Annotated in this window: 9 protein-coding genes; 1 reads left to right on the forward strand and 8 read right to left on the reverse strand. The window is 37.2% G+C overall.

What is annotated here, in order from left to right; all coding sequences use genetic code 11:
• Positions 1-61 precede the first annotated feature (61 nt).
• Positions 62-469 (forward strand): hypothetical protein, encoded by a 408-nt coding sequence (locus tag AVL50_RS12430; RefSeq protein WP_062616822.1) that lies wholly within the window; start codon positions 62-64, stop codon positions 467-469.
• A 110-nt stretch (positions 470-579) separates the two neighbouring features.
• Here AVL50_RS12430 and AVL50_RS12435 read toward each other — a convergent pair whose 3' ends face one another.
• The 8 genes from AVL50_RS12435 to AVL50_RS12470 form a co-directional block, all read right to left on the reverse strand.
• Positions 580-2,748 carry an endonuclease gene (locus AVL50_RS12435; RefSeq protein WP_062616823.1) on the reverse strand — a complete coding sequence of 723 codons (2,169 nt, stop codon included), beginning with the start codon at positions 2,746-2,748 and terminating at the stop codon, positions 580-582.
• Positions 2,749-2,878: 130 nt separating this feature from the next.
• Complete coding sequence (locus AVL50_RS12440; RefSeq protein ID WP_062616824.1) at positions 2,879-8,170, reverse strand: DUF6359 domain-containing protein; 5,292 nt, start codon at positions 8,168-8,170, stop codon at positions 2,879-2,881.
• Between the two features lie 98 nt (positions 8,171-8,268).
• Positions 8,269-10,992, reverse strand: coding sequence for a TonB-dependent receptor (locus AVL50_RS12445; protein WP_062616825.1), 2,724 nt, complete (start codon positions 10,990-10,992; stop codon positions 8,269-8,271).
• Between the two features lie 2 nt (positions 10,993-10,994).
• A complete protein-coding gene (locus AVL50_RS12450; protein ID WP_062616826.1) occupies positions 10,995-12,032 on the reverse strand; it encodes a hypothetical protein in 1,038 nt (345 codons plus the stop codon).
• Between the two features lie 22 nt (positions 12,033-12,054).
• Positions 12,055-12,951 carry an endonuclease/exonuclease/phosphatase family protein gene (locus AVL50_RS12455; RefSeq protein WP_062616827.1) on the reverse strand — a complete coding sequence of 299 codons (897 nt, stop codon included), beginning with the start codon at positions 12,949-12,951 and terminating at the stop codon, positions 12,055-12,057.
• A 779-nt stretch (positions 12,952-13,730) separates the two neighbouring features.
• Positions 13,731-15,170, reverse strand: a complete 1,440-nt coding sequence (locus tag AVL50_RS12460) for an endonuclease (RefSeq protein ID WP_062616828.1) — start codon at positions 15,168-15,170, stop codon at positions 13,731-13,733.
• A gap of 68 nt (positions 15,171-15,238) precedes the next feature.
• Positions 15,239-16,594 carry a DUF5689 domain-containing protein gene (locus AVL50_RS12465; protein ID WP_062616829.1) on the reverse strand — a complete coding sequence of 452 codons (1,356 nt, stop codon included), beginning with the start codon at positions 16,592-16,594 and terminating at the stop codon, positions 15,239-15,241.
• A gap of 157 nt (positions 16,595-16,751) precedes the next feature.
• Complete coding sequence (locus AVL50_RS12470) at positions 16,752-18,968, reverse strand: DUF5689 domain-containing protein (RefSeq protein ID WP_062616830.1); 2,217 nt, start codon at positions 18,966-18,968, stop codon at positions 16,752-16,754.
• Positions 18,969-19,047: the final 79 nt, after the last annotated feature.

A 19,047-nucleotide genomic window follows, 5' to 3' on the forward strand; every position in this document is an offset into this window, starting at 1 on the left:
AGCAAGTGTTCTTGTATGAAAGATTTATATAATTATTAATCATTGCATAAGCAAAGTTGTTATGAAATACATCTATTTTTATCTCCGAAACGATGAAAAATCTATTAAATTATTACTTCAAAAAATAGGTTATAAATATGATTATAATTCCATTTATAGAAACTCATTTTCGAAGTATAACAGTACAAGAGAACAGTTGGGTCTTTTGAGAAGTGAAATTATTCACTGGCAAAAAAAACTACTGGACAACGCTGCTATTGATGTTTTGGATAAAGCAAAAATTGATGTATTCTTCGTGAAAGCTTTCCAAGACAATGATGATTTCTTTTCTATCTCTTTGGTATATCCAGAAGATTGTATTGATAACAGATATGAGATAGTGATTGAAATGTTTAGAGAGATTATAAAGGAAGGTGGTATGGGCAGTATTCGATTTGATAGAGGTGATTTGCACTTTTATGCTGGATAATTGAATTTCCCCTTAAAATTCCATAAAAATAAAAAGAGACTTACTCATATGGAGTAAGTCTCTAAACCAACAGTCCTCTAATAATTAAGATTTTAACATCTTTGGTTTTCCTAATTCCCCCAAATCATTTTTGCATATTCAGGGTGATCAATAAATGGATTTCTATTACCTTGCGTTTCAAAAATCTGCTGATTTCTGTCTATCTCTTTATCTGAAACCGGGTCATTTGTATGCCATTCCATCATCAACGTTAGGAACCAATCTTTGAATACTTTATCTGAAGAACCATCCAATACAGTCCCTGCCTGACTGTTATTTTCCCATGATCCAATCTGATCTTCATAACGTGTTGCCATGTACAAGTACATTCTTGCAAAATCGCCTTTATACTCATCAATAGGTTCGAATACTGTTCCTGTATAACCTGATGCTGATGTACCACTTCCTAGTTTTGAACCATTGATTGAAGTCCATGAAACATTGGCGACAACACCGTGCGGATGATTAGATCTTTTGGTATTAACATAAGCATCCGTTGGAATAATATGATGTGCATCTGACACCATTGGAGATTTTTTATCAAACCAGCTTTGAGGCATCACGTGCTCTCTGTTGTAGCAGTATTTTTCTCCTCCACCAGCTTGACCACATTGGTCAAAAATTAATTCATATTCGTATTCTCCTTCTTGTCTTCCGTCAGGTACTGATGGATTGTTTGGATCTGGAATGTCACTGTACATATCCCAAATGATTTCAGACTTTTGGTACTTGTCATCAGAAGTTTGATAAAGCGTCCAAAGTGCACTGTATCCTTTGTCTTTATGGCCATTAGTAATAATATCTGCTAAAGCCGTTTTTAGAGCATACCCTTCTTTTCCATTTGCTTTTCCATAATAATCTCCATCTTCAGGATCTGTTTCCGATCCAGCATCATTACTAATTACAATATTGTCTACTTCTACTTTTGTAGAGTTTGTGTTACTTCCATGATATACAAATGCTACAGTTACATTGCCACCAAAAGAAGAAAGATTAATATCAGATTCTTTCCAATCCCACCAATCACCATCAGGATTTCCAAATACAGGAAGGTCAGCTTGATCAGTTACATCAGACCAAGTAGCAGAAGAAATACTACCGTTATAATTAGAAGAAACCTTTACTTCCAATACATCAAGATGACCTTCAACAAAGAAACCCGCTGCTGAACGGAACCTCAAACGCAAGTTTTCTTCTGTGATAGTCGGTAATACCAACCAAGCTTCAGAAGCTTCATCACCTGACTTGTATGCATTAGCAAAAGCATATTTATTACCATTTCCTTCAACTTCCCACTTCACAGTACCCTGCTCATTGCTGTTTGTCCAATTGTCTAAAGCTACTTCGCCTTCAGACAATTCATCAAAATTCTCATCTAACAATACTTTACCGTCCTCTTCCGGATCAGTCGGGTCTCCTTCATCAGTAAAGTCCACCATATCCGTTGCCGGGTTATTGATCAATAACTGAGGTGTGCCATTAAATGTTCCTACAATAGCATACATTGTACCTGCACCTTCTGGAATTTTATCACCAGCAAAATCTGAGAATCCACTATTCCTTAAAATAATATCACTCGATGTTGTCCCATCGTTGAAGTATCTATTTTGAGTTGTTTCATTTTCAGCATCAGCATAAGTAGTTCCTGTATTATCAGTAGATGTGATATTATTAATTCTTACTTTTCGTCCTAAATAAGCAGATGAATTCTCCTGAATTTCTTTTACACTAGCCGTAATTGCTTCAATAGAATCAACTGTTCCTGTGAACATGTATTGTTCCATTAATGGGCCTGGCACTCTTCCTGCAGCAGGCGCCCCATTGTAAAGGCTTGGTATACCCAACTGCACATTTCCACCATAAGAACCAAGCACTAAATCATCACAGATAATTCCCACTTGCTGTCCCAATCTATATGTAGAATAAAGAGGAGCTTTATCCAAACGAATCAATATTCCGCCTGTTTTATCTTGAATATAAAGTTCTTTGTAGATATTTCCTGCTTCATCGTCTGAGATCACTTGACCAACAATTACTACATCCTCTGGTATTCCTGTAGTATCGTTATCTCTTCCTGAATGCATTGCTTTTAAATCAGCAATTGACATTGTTGCACTCCCCTCTGGAATTGGAGTGATTTCTTTATTTTCAGGATCATTGTAGGTTTTGTCTACACAGCCTAAAAAAAGTACGCCTACTACGAGCGTGATAAAATATTTATTGAAAAAAAACTGTTTCATTGATAAGTTTAAATATAAAAAAATTAGAGGTTGAGTACTTCAACTGCTTTGTAACGCTCACTGCGAAGCACTTTCTATAGCTCCCCACAAAAGTTGCGAGCTTTTGCGGGGATAATATCATTTGAATGAATTAGTTGACTGGATCTGGAGTATGAGCTCCTAGACTCGAAACATCATCTTTTGATAATGAAGTCCACTCACCGTTAGTTGTAGGATCATTATCACCTACAACGCCAGCTCTTACTGAACCCGATCTAACTAAAGTCACATCTTTACCGAAGTTTACTCGAACAGGATTAGATGGATCAGTAAGGTCGATATAACCTATTCTGTCGATTTCATTATCACCATTGAATAAACCTACTCTATCGTCTCCGTTGAAGTTACAAGCAGTACTGCTTTCATATGTATTCACTCCGTCAGGGGTAATAGCCGCTGATCCATGACGAATAACGAAAGTTGCTCCGTTTGGTAAAGTTCCTTCCAATGCTGTATTGCTATTCCAATCCAAGTTTGCATTAGACATTACCTTCACCGAGTAATTTGAAAGATCAACTTCAGCACCTGTACCATTGAAAATTTCCAGGTATTTGTTGTTTGAAGATCCTTCTATATATTCCGTGAAAATCAAATCAGAGAAACCACTTACTGAATCATCGCCTAGGTTCACACCTGGTGAAACAGCTGGTTCAACTGGAGTTTCATCATCTTCTTTTTCACTTGCAACTACAGTTACAATATCCCATCCTGTTGCATTGTCAGAGGCATCTGCTGTGTATTGGAATGCAATATATACAGCACCCAATCCATCTGCTACAAAGGCATTTTTATCTTCACCTCCAGTTGCCGCACGTGTTTCTTCTACTGAGAATTCATTCCAAGTTGCAGTAGTTGGATTGTCACTGTAGTCAGAAGAGTAGACAACTTTTATTGTTTCAAACCCTTGAGAGAATTTGATTACTTCTGTCAAGTATAAACGAGGAGTTGTGAAAGCTGAGAAATCAACTGCCGTTTTAGAAATCAACCATGATTTCACTTCTCCTTGCTGGTAAGCATTGATTGAAGCTTTTCCTGATGCAGCCGTCCAAATCACTGGGCTTTTCAATTCGTTATAAGTTGTAAAGTCAATTGAAGTCCCTGTCAAGTCTGTTCCATTGATTGGTGTCCCTACACCCTCAAATTCCTCTACTTTTTCTTCTTCTTCAGTAGCTCCGTCATAAGAGAATGAATTAACTCCTTTTATTCCTGGCAAACCAAAATAAGCTTCTAACGTACCCTTTACCCAAACTAATGTATTCATTTTATCAGGATTTTCATTTAAGTTCAATTCATCTCTGATAAAACCTGATGGCAACTGAACTGTGACAATCTTGGCCTGATCTGTCTCATCAGCAGCCAATGCCAATACAATATTTGAACCTGATGCACCTGATGCTCCTGGTACGAAACTGCTGTTCATCGATCCTACGATATAACCTTTCACCCAAGCTTCAGAATCATCTTGTGTAGCTTGTGCTGCTGGTACATTATAAGCATCTGCTAAAGTACCTGTACCTTCTGCATTGTTTGGTACTTCTGGCTCAGCAATTGTTGCTCCATCTAATGAGAACTGTGCTACTGATTTCAAACCTGCCAAACCATAATAGGCTTCCAAAGATCCTTCTAACCAAACTTGTGTTCCTACTAGGTTTGGATTATCTACCAAGTTCAATGAAGTTCTTACAAAACCATCTGGTAATTGAACCGATAACATATTAGTTGAAGCTGTTTCTCCAGCATTTACCGCAATCAACAAGTTAGTTGCTACAGCATTATCAGCACCTAGCTTCACTCCATTATCATAAGTTCCTACAATGATACCTTTCACCCACTTGTTACCTTCTGCATCTTGATTGTCTTGAGCGGCTGTTACATTATAAGCATCCGTTAAAATACCTGTACCTTCTGCAGCAGGTCGAACTGGAGCTTCAATTTCTTCATCAGAAACCTCAACAGAGTTAATTCCCCATGACATTACGGACTCTCCTGTGCCATTGTAAACAAAGGCTACATACACTGTTTCTTCTAATTTAAATTGTGATGTAAAATCACCATCTGCCTCTCTTGCAGTTTGTGCTGCAACAGGTGTCCATAATGCTGTTTTAGGATCTCCAGTTCCTTCATAATCTTTTGAGACCATTACTTGAACATCTGACTCTGAAGTAAAGAAACTTAACTTCTCCTTAATAGTTAAGAATCGAACAGCATCGTTGGAAATTTGAACTGCTGACTTTGTTATCATCCATGAAATCGTCGGGTCTTGATTGTAGGCATTTACAACAGCATTTCCATCAACTAATGCCCAATAAGCTGCTGATTCGTTCTCATTCCAAACTGTAAAATCGATGGCTGTATTTGTTAAACTAGAACCTAAGATTTCAGGACCTGCTCCTTGTACAGTTGGTGCTTCCTCTTCTATTTCAACTTTTTCACCGTCAAAAGAGAATTTCTCTACAGACTTCACACCCGGTAAGCCATTGTAAGTTTCTAATGTTCCCTCTAACCAAATTGAAGTTCCTAATAAAGCTGCATTCTCAACTAAGTTTAAAGAAGCTCTTACAAAACCGCTAGGAAGCTGTACTGTAAGCATATTTTGAGTAGAAGTTTCATCTGCATTTACTGCAATAACCAAGTTAAATTCTGATGCATTGTCAGTTCCTAACTGAACACCATTATCAAAAGTACCGATAATCATACCTTTCACCCACTTTGCTCCTTCAGCTTCTTGATTGTCTTGAGCGGCTGTTACATTATAGGCATTTTCAAGTGTTCCATCACCTTCTGCCGCTGGTTTTTCTGGAGTATCCACTTCCTCTTCCTTCACTTCAACTGTAGAGATATTCCAAGACATTACCTTCTCTCCAGTTCCATCATATACAAACGCTACATATGCTGTTTCTTCAATAGGGAATTGAGATGTATAATCACCTTCAGCTTCTCTCGCTACCTGAGCACTTACGGCTTGCCATGTTGCTGCTTTAGGATCTCCAGTTCCTTCGTAATCTTTAGAAACCATTATTTGAATATCTTCTTCAGCAGTGAAGTACTGTAATTTTTCAGTAATTGTGATATAAGAAGTTGTACCTTCTGCTACTTCAACAGCTGACTTTGTAATCATCCATGAAACCGTAGCATCTTTATTGTAAGCATTCACATAAGCACTGCCATTTGATGCAGACCAGTAAGCGGCTGATTTACTCTCATTCCAAACCGTGAAATCAATCGTTGTATTGGTTAAGCTAGAACCTAAAATTTCTGGACCTGCACCTTCAACAGTTGTTGGCTCTTCTGTATCATCATCTCCTTCAATATTTTCTCCATCAAATGAGAATTGAGCTACTCCTTTTACACCGGGTAATTGATTATACAATTCCAAAGAACCTTCTACCCAAATTGGAGTACCAGCCAATGCAGGGTTAGCCACTAAATTCAATGATTCTCTTACAAACCCACCAGGAAGTTGAACACATACCATATTTTGAGTGGCAGTTTCGTCACTGTTTACGGCAATCAATAAATTGAACTCCGATGCGTTATCAGCACCAGCTTGGAATCCATTGTTAAATGATCCGACAATAATACCTTTCACCCAATGCTCACCTTCTGCATCTTGGTTGTCTTGAGCTGCCGTTACGTTATAAGCATCTTCTAAAGTACCACTACCTTCTGCTTCTGGTTTTTCAGGACCTTCAATTTCTTCATCAGAAACTTCTACTGTATAGACGTTCCATGACATCACCTTCTCTCCTGTTCCGTTATATACAAAAGCAACGTAAGCATTTTCTTCAAGAATAAATTGAGAAGTAAACTCTCCATTGCTTGCTCTTTCTGATTGAGCCTCTAAAGCTTTCCAAGTCGCTGTTTTAGGATCTCCAGTACCAGAATAATCCGTTGACACCATCACTTGAGCATCTTCTGCTGAAGTAAAGAAATTGAATTTCTCTTCTACTGTTAAATAAGCAGTACTCATGCCTGAAATATCAACTGCAGTCTTTGTGATCATCCATGAAGTTGTAGGGTCTTGGTTGTAGGCATTTACATAGGCATTACCATTTGATGCAAACCAGAAAGCTGTTGATGCACTTTCATTCCAAACACTGAAATCAATACTTGTATTTGTAAGGTGAGCACCTAAAATATCAGGACCTGCACCTTCTACTGTATCAGGTTTATCAGGTGTATCTTCTCCTTCAATCGTTTCTCCATCAAAAGAGAATAATGATGTTTCTTTTAAGCCAGGTGCTGAGAAATAAGGCTCTAAGTCACCTTTCAACCAAACCATTACGCCAATTAATTCTCCATTAGAAGCAATATTCAATGACTCCCTTACAAAACCAGTAGGTAATTGAACTGGCATACCATTTTTCACATCTGTCTCGTCTTTTGAATCAGCAATCACCAAGTTAGTTCCTGAAGCATTAGCCGTTCCTAAGTTGAAATCATCCAATGATTTGCCATTAATAGTTCCTATGATATAACCTTTTACCCATTTCTTAGTCTCACCTTGTGCTTTTTGAGCTTCAGCCACAGTGTAAGCCTCGCTGATTTCACCTTCTTTCACTTCAAATCTTGCTCCGCTAAGGTTCACATCAGCTGTAGAGTTCAGCGTCAATTGATTTGCTCCATTATAAACCGTAAGAATAGCAGAAACTTCACCCGAACCCGACGGCATTGTCTCTCCTGCGAAATCGGCAAATTTTGAGTTTCTTACTATGATTGATTTACCTTCAACGTTAGTAAGATTACGATTTGTTGCACTAAATGCTCCTTCTGATACATCTGCATAAGTAGAATCTTTATCTACAAACTGAATGTTCTTTACCGTCACCCAAGTATTGTAAAGGTCTGAAAGATTAGATGGAAGGTTATTCAAATCAATAACAGTTGGAGTTGGCATTTCACCTTTCTCTCCTGCTATGATATGATTGTCAATATCATCTTCATCGATATTTCCCAAACTTCCTTCATATAAGCCTCCCAACTGCATTAAGCCACCATACTGACCTAAATACAAATCTTCTGCTTTGACAACAACTTCTTGTCCCTGAGCAAAATCAAGATACAAGTTTTGTCTGTTTAATTTCACTTGAATACCCGTCCCTTCTTCATCTTGTATTGTGATGTACTTGTACACGTTACCTTCCTCATCAGAAGAAATCACAGTACCTTTAATCACTACTTCCTGTGTTATTTGCATCATCTCCGAATCATCGTACATGGCGATTAACTCTTTGATACTATGCGTCGTTTCAATTGCATCCGGATCCTCTGGATCTTGTCCAGGTCCTTCAACTTCCTTGCTTGTACAGCCTAAGAAAGCCATTGTAATAAAGCTACCAATTAGTAGTAATTGAAGAGCTTTTTTGACAGTTTGCGTTTTCATTGTGATAAAAATGTTTAATGAAATGCTTGTTTTAGATTAAAAAAAAGAGAAAATGTATAAAGGTGAGGCACTCCAGAGAGCACCTCGTTCATTAATTTTTAGAATCTTAAACTCATATTTAAGAAAGCTCTTAAACCTTGAGCGTAATAGTATTTGTTAGGGAATTTTTCAGGGTTCTGCCCTTGGAAGTCAAATCGGTATTGCTGGAAACCTGTTGTTGCAATGTTTTGGTTATTCAAAGCATTGTTGACATTCAAGTTGACCTGAAGAAATTTGTTGTCAAACTTCCAGCTTTTTCCTGCAAAAATATCTACTATAAATGCATCTGGTAATTTCTCCTGATGTAAAATGGCATTGTATTCTTCACTTCCTTTATCAATACCTTCCACGGCTCTGTCTGTATATCTAACAGGATTCAAAGTCACATATCGATCTCCTAAGAAGTTCACCTGAAAACCTACATTCCAATATTTCTTTGACCAATATTCTATACCAATTGTTCCTGCTACTTCAGGAGATGCACCTACTTTTCTACCTTGGTAGAATACTTTTTCGTTCTCAATAAAAATGATTGAATTGTTATCTACAGTAGCTGTAGCATAAGGGTTCGCATTGTATAAGTAAGAAGCATAAGTACCAGCCGCTTTCACTCTTAATTCACTTGTGATATTATAAGACAACCCTAGTTCAACACCTGCATGATCCTCTCCGATTCCGGTAAGTGCATAGTTCATAAATGCATTTTGACCATCATCGAAATATGAAATCACTTTTGCTAAATCAGAAATTTGTGTATAAAAACCTGTCGCTCTTACCTTCAGCTTTTCACCTCTGTAGTAATAGTTAATATCCCCTGACATTACTTTAGAAGAAGATAAACCATCCACCGTTTCATTACGCGTTCTCAACGACAAGAATGAATCAATAAATAAAGGAGCTTTAGTATAAGAAGTCGCATTTACAGTAAAGACATTTCTACCATTTAAGAAGTATTCTCCACCCACTTTAATACCAAAATCAAGGAAGTTCAACTCTTCTGATTTCCCATAAGAAGTTTCAGGGAAAAGACCTTTCTTACGTTTACTGTCTCTGTACATGCTTGTTTGTGTCACATTACCACCTACATAAACTGATCCTTTATCAAAGGTCTTTTTTACCTGACCCCACCATCCTGCAGTTTGAATATGAGCAGTGTAATCATGTCCTATTCTGTCTCCTTCTTTTCTGATCCAAGTAGAATCATTCAAGTTGTTGATGGCCTTTTCAAGTTCAGCATAATCTCTTTCAGCAAAGTTGTCAATGTCTAGCCAGAAGTCTCCACCTAAAAGATCTTCTACTGTATTGTAATTATTGCCTTCATAATATTGATACTGTAAACCTGTAACGATATCTAAAGTCTCATTAGCCTTGAACATAAAAGTAGGATTCACATCAATTCTATGGTAGTCAAGGTGTCTACCTTCAATAATATAATGTGATCTATTTCCAGTATATAGTTCGCCATTCGGATGTTTCCAGCTTACTGGCACAGTAGTAGAATTCTCACGGTTAGTATTGTACATGTGATCCCAGTTGATTTGCCCAAATGTCCCGTTTTGCCACAACTCTTTCACTTTATCACCAATTTGATCTCCTACGTCGGTTCCTTCATTATAGAAGAAAGAAGGCAGGTAACGGTAATAATCAGGGCGAGGATCTGGTGAGTCGTACCAGTTTAATGCTGTTCTTGTCTCTGAACCCATTGTATAACCAAGAGATGCTTTGAATGTCAATTTCTCATTGATATTCCAAGTGTCTTTTAAGATGAACTGTGGCGACACCACTGTTTTCACTCTTGAGTTACGTTTCTCTCCATCTTGCCAGCCCCATGCGGGGTTATAATAATTAGTATCCTTCAGTTCTAAAGCTTCTCTCACTGTCGGCAACTGCAAACCTGCTTTTCTCGGTGCTACAAAAGATGTAAATACCATTTTGTGTCTGTCACTGAATCGCTTTTCTACACTCACAAAACCTGCCCACAGATCTGTCCAAGTACCTTCTGCATAACCTTCATCTGCCCATCTTTTTGAGCCTGAAACGGTGAAAGCCCAACCATTATCCATCAAGCCAGTACTGTAAGTAAGCATGACTCTGTGCTTATAATTTCCATTACCCAATGAATAAACACCTTTAAAGCCTGTTTTTTGGCTTGATGGGTCCGAAATAATGTTGGTAGAACCTCCAATATCTCCAAAGTCAAAATCAATAGGCTGTATAGAAGTTGTTACTTCTTTATTTCTAATCACATCATTCAATCCACCCCAAAGTGACCAATATGCATAACCTCTTTCTGGCGATGCCATATCAATTCCATCAAAATAGACCTTCATATAGGTTGAATTGTACCCTCTTTGTCTGAACCAATAAGGTCCCCAGGCAAAACCTGCCACAGAACTGTAAGCGTCTCCAGAAGAAAATAACAACCCTGGAGTGGACTGTGATTCATCATTATCCATATCCAAATCTGTCATCGACAATGCTATGGTACTTGCTTCATCTGTTTCTTGTACCAATTTTATCACCATATTTTCTTCCAAAAGAGCATCAATTTGGTAATAACCGTCCAACAAAATATGAATTTGTGTTCCTTCTGTTACAAGAGTTGTTGGTATTGAGAAAATACCTTTATCGTTAGTCAAATATTTACTGCCATTGACCTCTACCTGTACTGCCACCATTGGAGCGTTTGTTTCTCCAGACAATACTGTTCCAGAAATGAATTTTTCCTGTGCGAAAGTTAGCACAGCAAAACTCAAAAGTAGTAAAGTAAAAAAATGTTTCATTATTATTTTGAGGAGTTGGAATTTGCTTGTTTTAATAAATAGATTACGACTGGAAAGTGATCAGAATAACCACCAGAGTAAGTTCTGCGAGGATACCCTTTATACCTTCCTTCTTTGTTTTTCAGTTCAGGATAACTACAGATCTCAGCTTTCCAAAAGAACCAGCCTTTGTTTTTGGCTGTAAATTCTTTGGTGAAAATAATTTGATCAAATAAGTTCCAGCTGTCTCTATAAGCTAAGGTACCCAAACCTTTTTTATACATTTTGTAAAAAGGATTGTAGAGATATGCTTTTTCAGTCAGGTTACTGATATCACCTACTGCACCTAATTCTTTTTTAATGGATTTGTTTGAGGGATCATCATTGTAATCGCCCATTGTAATACACTTAATGCCAGAATGCTCACTTCTTAAGGAATCAATGATGTTTCGTTGGAGTTTTCCTGCCGCTTCTCTGTAACTTGAACCGGACCTGCGGGAAGGCCAGTGATTGACCAAAAATACAATAGATTCTCCTTCGAGTTCCGCTTCTACAATCAATTGATTTCTAGACTTGAATTCCCAGTTATCGCCTGCATAGGTTTCTTTGATTCGAAGATCTCTGGCAGATACCTTATTGATTTTCAATATATCTTTTTTATAAAGTAAAGCGACATCAATCCCTCTATTATCAGGACCTTCAATATGTGCAATACCATAGTTCTCATCCTTTAAAACGGGTGTATTGATGAGATCATTTAAGACATTTTTGTTTTCAATTTCTGCCAAACCAATGGCTAGCGGAGCTTTTTTAGTGACATCTTTCCCTAATTTAGCAATAATAGTAGACATGTTCTTTTGCTTGTCCCAATACTTCTGACCGGTCCATTTACGGTCACCATCAGGAAGATATTCATAATCTTTTTTACCTTCATCATGTAAGGTATCAAACAAATTCTCCATGTTATAAAACGCTACCGAATACACTTTGTAGTCGTTTTTCTGTGCTTGAAGAGCGAGCGGTGTAATAATAAAAAATAAGAGGATTGCTAGTTGTTTCATAATTATTAGAGTGTAAACATAATCAGTTCCTAAATACCGTCATGACAGGACGGTGATCACTTACTTGTGCATCAAAGGACGAGGAGCATTGATCCAAAGTGAGAGTATAGGATTGTTGAAATTGATTAAACCATTCATTGGTCATCAAAATATGGTCAATATGACTTCCATTGGGTCTCCAGCTTGGGTAAGACTTCTTTAATGAACTATCACTTTTGGCTTGATCCATATCTGAAAAAATATAATTGTCAGCGTCTTCAATAAAGTTATAAAACGACGATGAGGTCGTTGGATAAATTTCTTCATTGAAATCACCTAACACAATTACATATTCATTATTTAAATTTAAATCAATATACTTTTGTAATCTATTGCTTGCTTCTGTTCTTCTATTTTCATTTGTGTTGCCACTACAACATTTCAGATGGATATTGATTACGTAAAATGTTTGATTGTTGACCTTATTTAAAAATTTAACCAACAAAGGTCTTCTAGGAAAATAATAACTTTCAAAATCACCTGATGCTAAAATTTGACGTTCAAGAACTTCAAGGCGTTCGTTGTTATAAACAAAACCCAAGTGGAAGTCATTATTTACATTTCTGGCAATGTCATCGTCAATGAGCACCGAATAATTTGGACTATTTTGACTTAACAGTCGAAGAGTTCCTTCCTCTTCGATTTCCTGAATTCCCCATAAATCATAATTACTATTAACGATTGTAGCGTTTACCAAACCAGCTGTTTCATCACGCTTCGGAAAGTTTTCTATGTTCCATGTCAACACTTCCAGCGTCTCATCTGAAGCATTGACATTCAAACATTCGACTAGAGTGTCATCATATTCTACTGGAGCAGTTGGTAGACTTACTTCAGAAACACACGCATTTAAAACACTTCCAGCAATTAAAGAGGACAATATTGTAGAAAGAAGTTTAATAGTTTAAATATTTAGTTAAATAAAAAAATCAGTTAGCAACTCATTTAGAAAGAGAGCATTACAAATGTGGAGTTGAAAAACTGCAAATGCAAGAGGGTCAGTGTTAGGAGAGTGCAATTTATTTTAAGTTTACATTAACAATTGAAAAATAAAACTCGACTAATCTGTGTTGAGAAACATAATAATTGTTATCAACAATATTTTATACAAGTAAAAAATAAAAATACATTTAATTTATTTTACAAATGATATATTTGCAAACATTTGTTAAGTTTAAAATATGTGACATGGGGTTCATATAAAAACGTTGAATTAACATTGTTATTCGACATTTTTCGTTTTGCGACTTGCACTTTTCTATAATATCCTTCACGGTTGATATAATCATATACTAGGCTCCCTTCAACTATTAAATTACGATTCAATAAACCTTCAATGTTCTACTTCAAATCTTCCTTCTTCTTCCTATTTTTCTAATCACAAAAGCGAAACAATAAATCAAGGATTTGAGGTACAAATAGGTTTGAAAGAGCATGATTTTACAAACACAAATTCATTACATTTCGTATAGTACTATATTCCCCAAAAAGTCGAAATAAAAAGAGACTTACCCCATACGGAGTAAGTCTCTAAACCAACAGTCCTCTAATAATTAGATCTTTTACAGCAAACCGAAACAAATCGGTTTACTGCTCAACATGTTTGGTTTAATTAAGTTGTAGTTGAATTAATACATTTAGGGTTAATTCAATTGTAGATTATTGTACTACATCTCCCCAAATCATGTTGGCGTATTCTGGATGATCAATGAATGGATTTCTATTTCTCTGCAATTCAAAGATCTGTTCGTTTCTGTCAATTTCTTTATCTGAAACTGGGTCAGCATTGTGCCACTCCAGCATTAATTTCAAGTACCAGTCTTGGTATACTTTGTTTGAAGAACCATCTAAAACAGTTCCCGCTTGACCATTATTTACCCAAGAACCGATTTGGCTTTCATAACGAGTGGCCATGTATAAGTACATTCTTGCAAAGTCACCTTTGTACTCATCAATTGGTTCAAATACTTTACCTGTGTAACCAGACTCAGCAGTACCGCTTCCTAGTTTTGAACCATTGATTGATGTCCATGATGCATTGCCCACGATACCGAAAGGATTGTTTGATCTCATTGTGTTTACGTAAGCATCTACTGGAACAATATGGTGTGCATCTGCTACCATTGGTGATTTTTTATCAAACCAGCTTTGTGGAATTACGTGCTCTCGGTTGTAGCAGTGACCTTCTCCACTACCCGACTGCCCACATTGGTCAATTGTAATCTGGTATTCATATTCTCCTGGTTGTACCCCGTCAGGTACAGTAGGATTGTTTGGATCAGGAATGTCGCTGTACATGTCCCAGATGATTTCTGATTTTTGATACTTGTCATCCGATGTATGGTACAATGTCCAAAGATCACCATAGTCGATCCATTCGTGACCAGTGGTTGTAATTGATGCCAAAGCAGATTTCAATTCATAGCCCTCTAATCCTTCTGCATTTTTATAGTAATCGCTTGGATCTACTGGCTCCTCTTTTCCATCATCATTGAAAATGAAATTATCAATAGAATACCCGCCACTTACTACTCTCTCATCACCTTCGTAATAGAAAGCAACGCTCACATTACCATATGAAGCAAGATCAACTTTTCCTGAGTTTACCCATGAACCATATCCTGTTTTACCATCTTCACTAATTGTAACCTTTAATTCTTCCCAAGTATATTCTTCAGGAGCTGCTTCGCCGTCATAGTCTGGAGAAACCATTACTTTAAATACTACTCCTGCATCATATTCCTGACGGGTATCAAACGAGATGGTTTTGTCTTCTGCGTTTCTAACATCCAATTTTGGAGTGATTAACCAAGTTCTACGCTCTTCACCAGTATTATATACAGTGATATTGGCATAAGATGGATTAGAATAATGGCTTTGGTATTGGAATCCTCCTCTACCTCTCGTCTTGTAGTTTGTCCATCCTTCAATCTCTAATTGATCGTATTGGTTTCCGAAGAATTTCTCATTGATTCTTGCTACTACATTTTCATCTTCTACAGGAATTTCAACCGTTTCCTGATCTTCCTTCTCACAACTCCAAATTGAAATGGATAAAAGGGATAATAAGAGTAGGAATTGAAAATTGTTTTTTTTCATTTGCTTAGTTTATTAAAATGGATGAGCAGGGTTTATTGAATTAGGCGATCAACAAACCCCTTTCGTCTTTATTGGTTGAATTTGAAATTATCGATAGAATAACCACCGTCATTTACATTCTCTTCTCCATCAAATTGGAATCCGACAACTACATTGCCATAAGAAGATAAATCAATATCACCTGAATTCGTCCATGAACCATAACCACCTTGTCCATCATCGCTGATTTTAGCTGTGATTTCAGTCCATGTAAATTCTGATGGTGCTTTACTTCCATCATAATCAGAAGAAACAAATACTTTTAATGTTGCACCTGCCGCAAACTCTTGTCTTGTTTCAAAAGAGATCGTTTTGTTTTGTGCGGCATCCACATCAAGAATTGGTGAAATTAACCACACATTCCTTTTCTCACCTGCTTTGTATACCGTCATGTTTGCATAGCTGTTGTCGTTGAAAGCGTTGATAAACCACTTACGACTTCCCTCTTCTGTAATATTATTCCACCCCTCACGAGCGAAATCATCATACTGTGCAAATCCTTCAAAGTCTTCATTCAATGAAGTCACTACCGTTGGAGGAGTTCCTTCTACTGGAGGTTGCGTTTCAGAACCATCAAAACCAACAAAATCAACTTCAGGATTATTGATATATAATTGAGGAGTACCGTTGAAAATCGATACAATGGCAGTTACTGTACCTGCACCTTGAGGAATGATCTCTTCCGCAAAATCTGCATAACCACTGTTTCTCATAATGATGCTTCTTGAACTTCCTGAATCATCATTGAAATTTCTGTTTGTAGTCTGGTCTTTAACTGCAAACGGTACTTTACCGTCTCTGCCTGAAATATTTGAAATCCTTACTCTTCTTCCAACATAGCTCTCTGGTGCATCAAAAATTTCCTTTACAGTAGCATCAACAGTTGTCACAGATTCAGCAACTTCACCTGAATACATATATTGCTCTACCAATGGACCTGGTACACGGCCTGCCGCTGGAGATCCATTATAAAGGCTTGGAATACCCAATTGTACATTTCCGCCATAAGAACCTAATACTAACCTGTCACAAATAACAGCTACTTCTTGTCCGAAACGGAACTGAGGATAAATTGGAGCAATATCCAAACGGATTAAGATACCACCTGTTTTATCTTGTAAGTACAATTCCTTGTAAATGTTACCTGCTTCATCATCAGAAATAACTTGACCAACAATAATTGTATTTTCAGGAATTGATGTTGTATCGTTATCTCTTCCAGAATGAAGTGCTTTTAACTCCGCAATTGTCATGGTTGCAGTGCCTTCAGGAAGTGGCTCAACTTCTTTGTTTTCAGGATCGTTGTAGTTCTTGTCTACACATCCAAATAATAGTACACTAAAAAATAGCGTGATAAAAGATTTATTTAAAATAAACTGTTTCATCGAATAAGTTAATATGAATTTTAGAGGATTTTGGACTCCGCTCACTTTGTAACGCTCATGATGGAGTTTTCTAGTTTTAGTTCCCCACAAAAGTTGCGAGCTTTTGTGGGGAGAGCTGTATCAATTTCAGTGAATTGAGATTAATACATCTTAGATATTATTGTTTTTCGATGAATTTTACGTCATCAATGATAGTAACACCTCTGTATGCTCTGATTGAGTAATTGAAAGTTGATGCGTCTGCAGGAGCAACTAATTCAATTGAAGCTTCAGTCCACTCAGCGTTGTTTGCTAAGTACTCATTTGGCTTCCAGTCATCACCAGTAGCTGAACCAGTAGATGTTTTGAAGTTAGACCAAGGTCTAATTGTGTTTCCTGAGTTTTCATCTACAGTTGTTACTTTGTATTGGAAAGAAACAACATAAGTTTTACCTGGCTGAACTTTGAATTCTTGCTCGATGTAGCTTTTACCATCTAATTTGGCAGCGCTATTTCCTTCAAAAACGTCAGCAGTTTCTAAAACTGGATCAACACCTGAAGTTCTGCTCCAGTTAGCAGGAAGACCATCTACCCAAGTTTCAAATCCACCATTAGTTAAGTAGTTTTCACCTGGAGCAGGGAATTCGTGCTCCTCTTCCTCTTCTTTATCACCAATTGTTACCGAAGCAACATCCCATTGCATTGAACCAGCACTTGAACCGTCAGCTGCAGTATATCTGAATGCAATATATTGAGCACCGTCAAAAGCGAAGTTTAATAAGTTGTCTCCACCTTGGTTTCTATCCTCGTCAGAAGTAAGAGCTGTCCAAGTAGCATCATTAGGGTTACCAGTACCTGTGTAATCTGATGAACCTAAGATTTGAACATCATCAAACTTAGAGAAGTATTTTAAAGTCTCCTTTACGATTAATCTAGCGTTTGTGAATGAAGTTCCTTCTAGTGTTAAAGCTTCTTTAGTGATCATCCATGACTCTGAAGAACCTTGCTTACCGTATCCGTTTACAGTAGCTACATTATTTGATGCTGACCATGCAGCAAAAGAAGCTACGTTGTAAGTAGAGAAGTTGATTGTAGTTTCAGTTAAGTCTGAACCGTTGATATCTGAACCTGCACCATCAAAGTCAGGATCTTCAACAGGTACTTCACCTTCGTCTTCACCATCAAAAGAGTATTTTGTAGTACTTTTTAAACCAGGAACATTGAAGTAAGTTTCGATGTTACCGAAGATCCAGATTTCTTTTTTAGCGTTTTCTGGATTGTCTTTTAAGTTTACTGCTTCTCTGATAGCAGATCCACTTGACAATTGAACTGGAACACCTAAAGTAGCGTCAGCAATATCTGCGCCTGCAGCAATGATTACGTTTGAAGCTGATGAGTTGTCAGCAGCACCTGGTACGAAATCATTTTCTAATGAACCACCATTTACTGAACCGATGATGAAACCTTTCACCCAAACACCTTGTGCGCTGCCTAATTTTTTCACATCGCTGATTGAGTAAGGGTTTTCTAAAGTACCTTCACCGTCTAAGTTGATTTCAATTTCGAAACGATCATTATTGAAGTCGATGTCTTCTAAGTTTACTAAAGTTAATTGTAAAGTACCGTTGAATACTGTTAAGATTGCAGTGATATCACCGCTTTTTGATGGAACAGTTTCACCAGCAAATGTAGCGTACTTAGATGATCTTAAAATGATTGACTCACCATTCTTGTTCACTAAATCTAAGTTTGTGCTATTGTTTTCTTGGCTAGCAAATTCTACACCTTCTTGAGCGAACTGAACGCCAGTCACTTTCACTAAAGTGTTGTAAAGGTCACCAATGTTTTCAGGAAGTGCGTCTAAATCAATTGTAGTTGGAGTTGGCAAAGCCGCTTCACCTTCTTGCAAGAATACGTGATTTGCAATAGCGTCTTCTTCAATGCTACCTAAAGCGTCATTGTATAAACCACCTAACTGAACTAAACCACCGTAGTTACCGATGTACATATCCTCAGCTTTGATCGCTACTTTACGACCTTGAGGGAATGATTGGTAAAGGTTTGTAGCGTTTAATTTCACTTGAATACCATTACCTGCTTCGTCTTGTACAGTGATGTACTTGTATACGTTTCCAGTCTCATCAGAAGAAATTACAGTACCTGCGAAAGTCAATTCTTCAGTTACTTGGAAAAAGTCGTCATCGCCATCCTTGTTGCTTTCGTACATTGCCAATACGTCAGCAATTGTGCTGTTTACTTCAACATCACTTGGTACTTCAGGATCAGTACCTGGACCGTCGATTTCATCTTCTTTTGTACAGCCGAAGAAGGCCATTGAAATAAAGCTACTAATTAATAAAAATTGTAAAACTTTGTTGATTCTTTGCGTTTTCATTGCAGTAAAAAAAATGTTTAATGAAAGGCTTTAATTATTAGAAAAAATTAGGACACGTATATGAGAGGCACCCCGAAGG

The organism is Flammeovirga sp. SJP92, from assembly GCF_001583495.1.
Taxonomy (GTDB): domain Bacteria; phylum Bacteroidota; class Bacteroidia; order Cytophagales; family Flammeovirgaceae; genus Flammeovirga.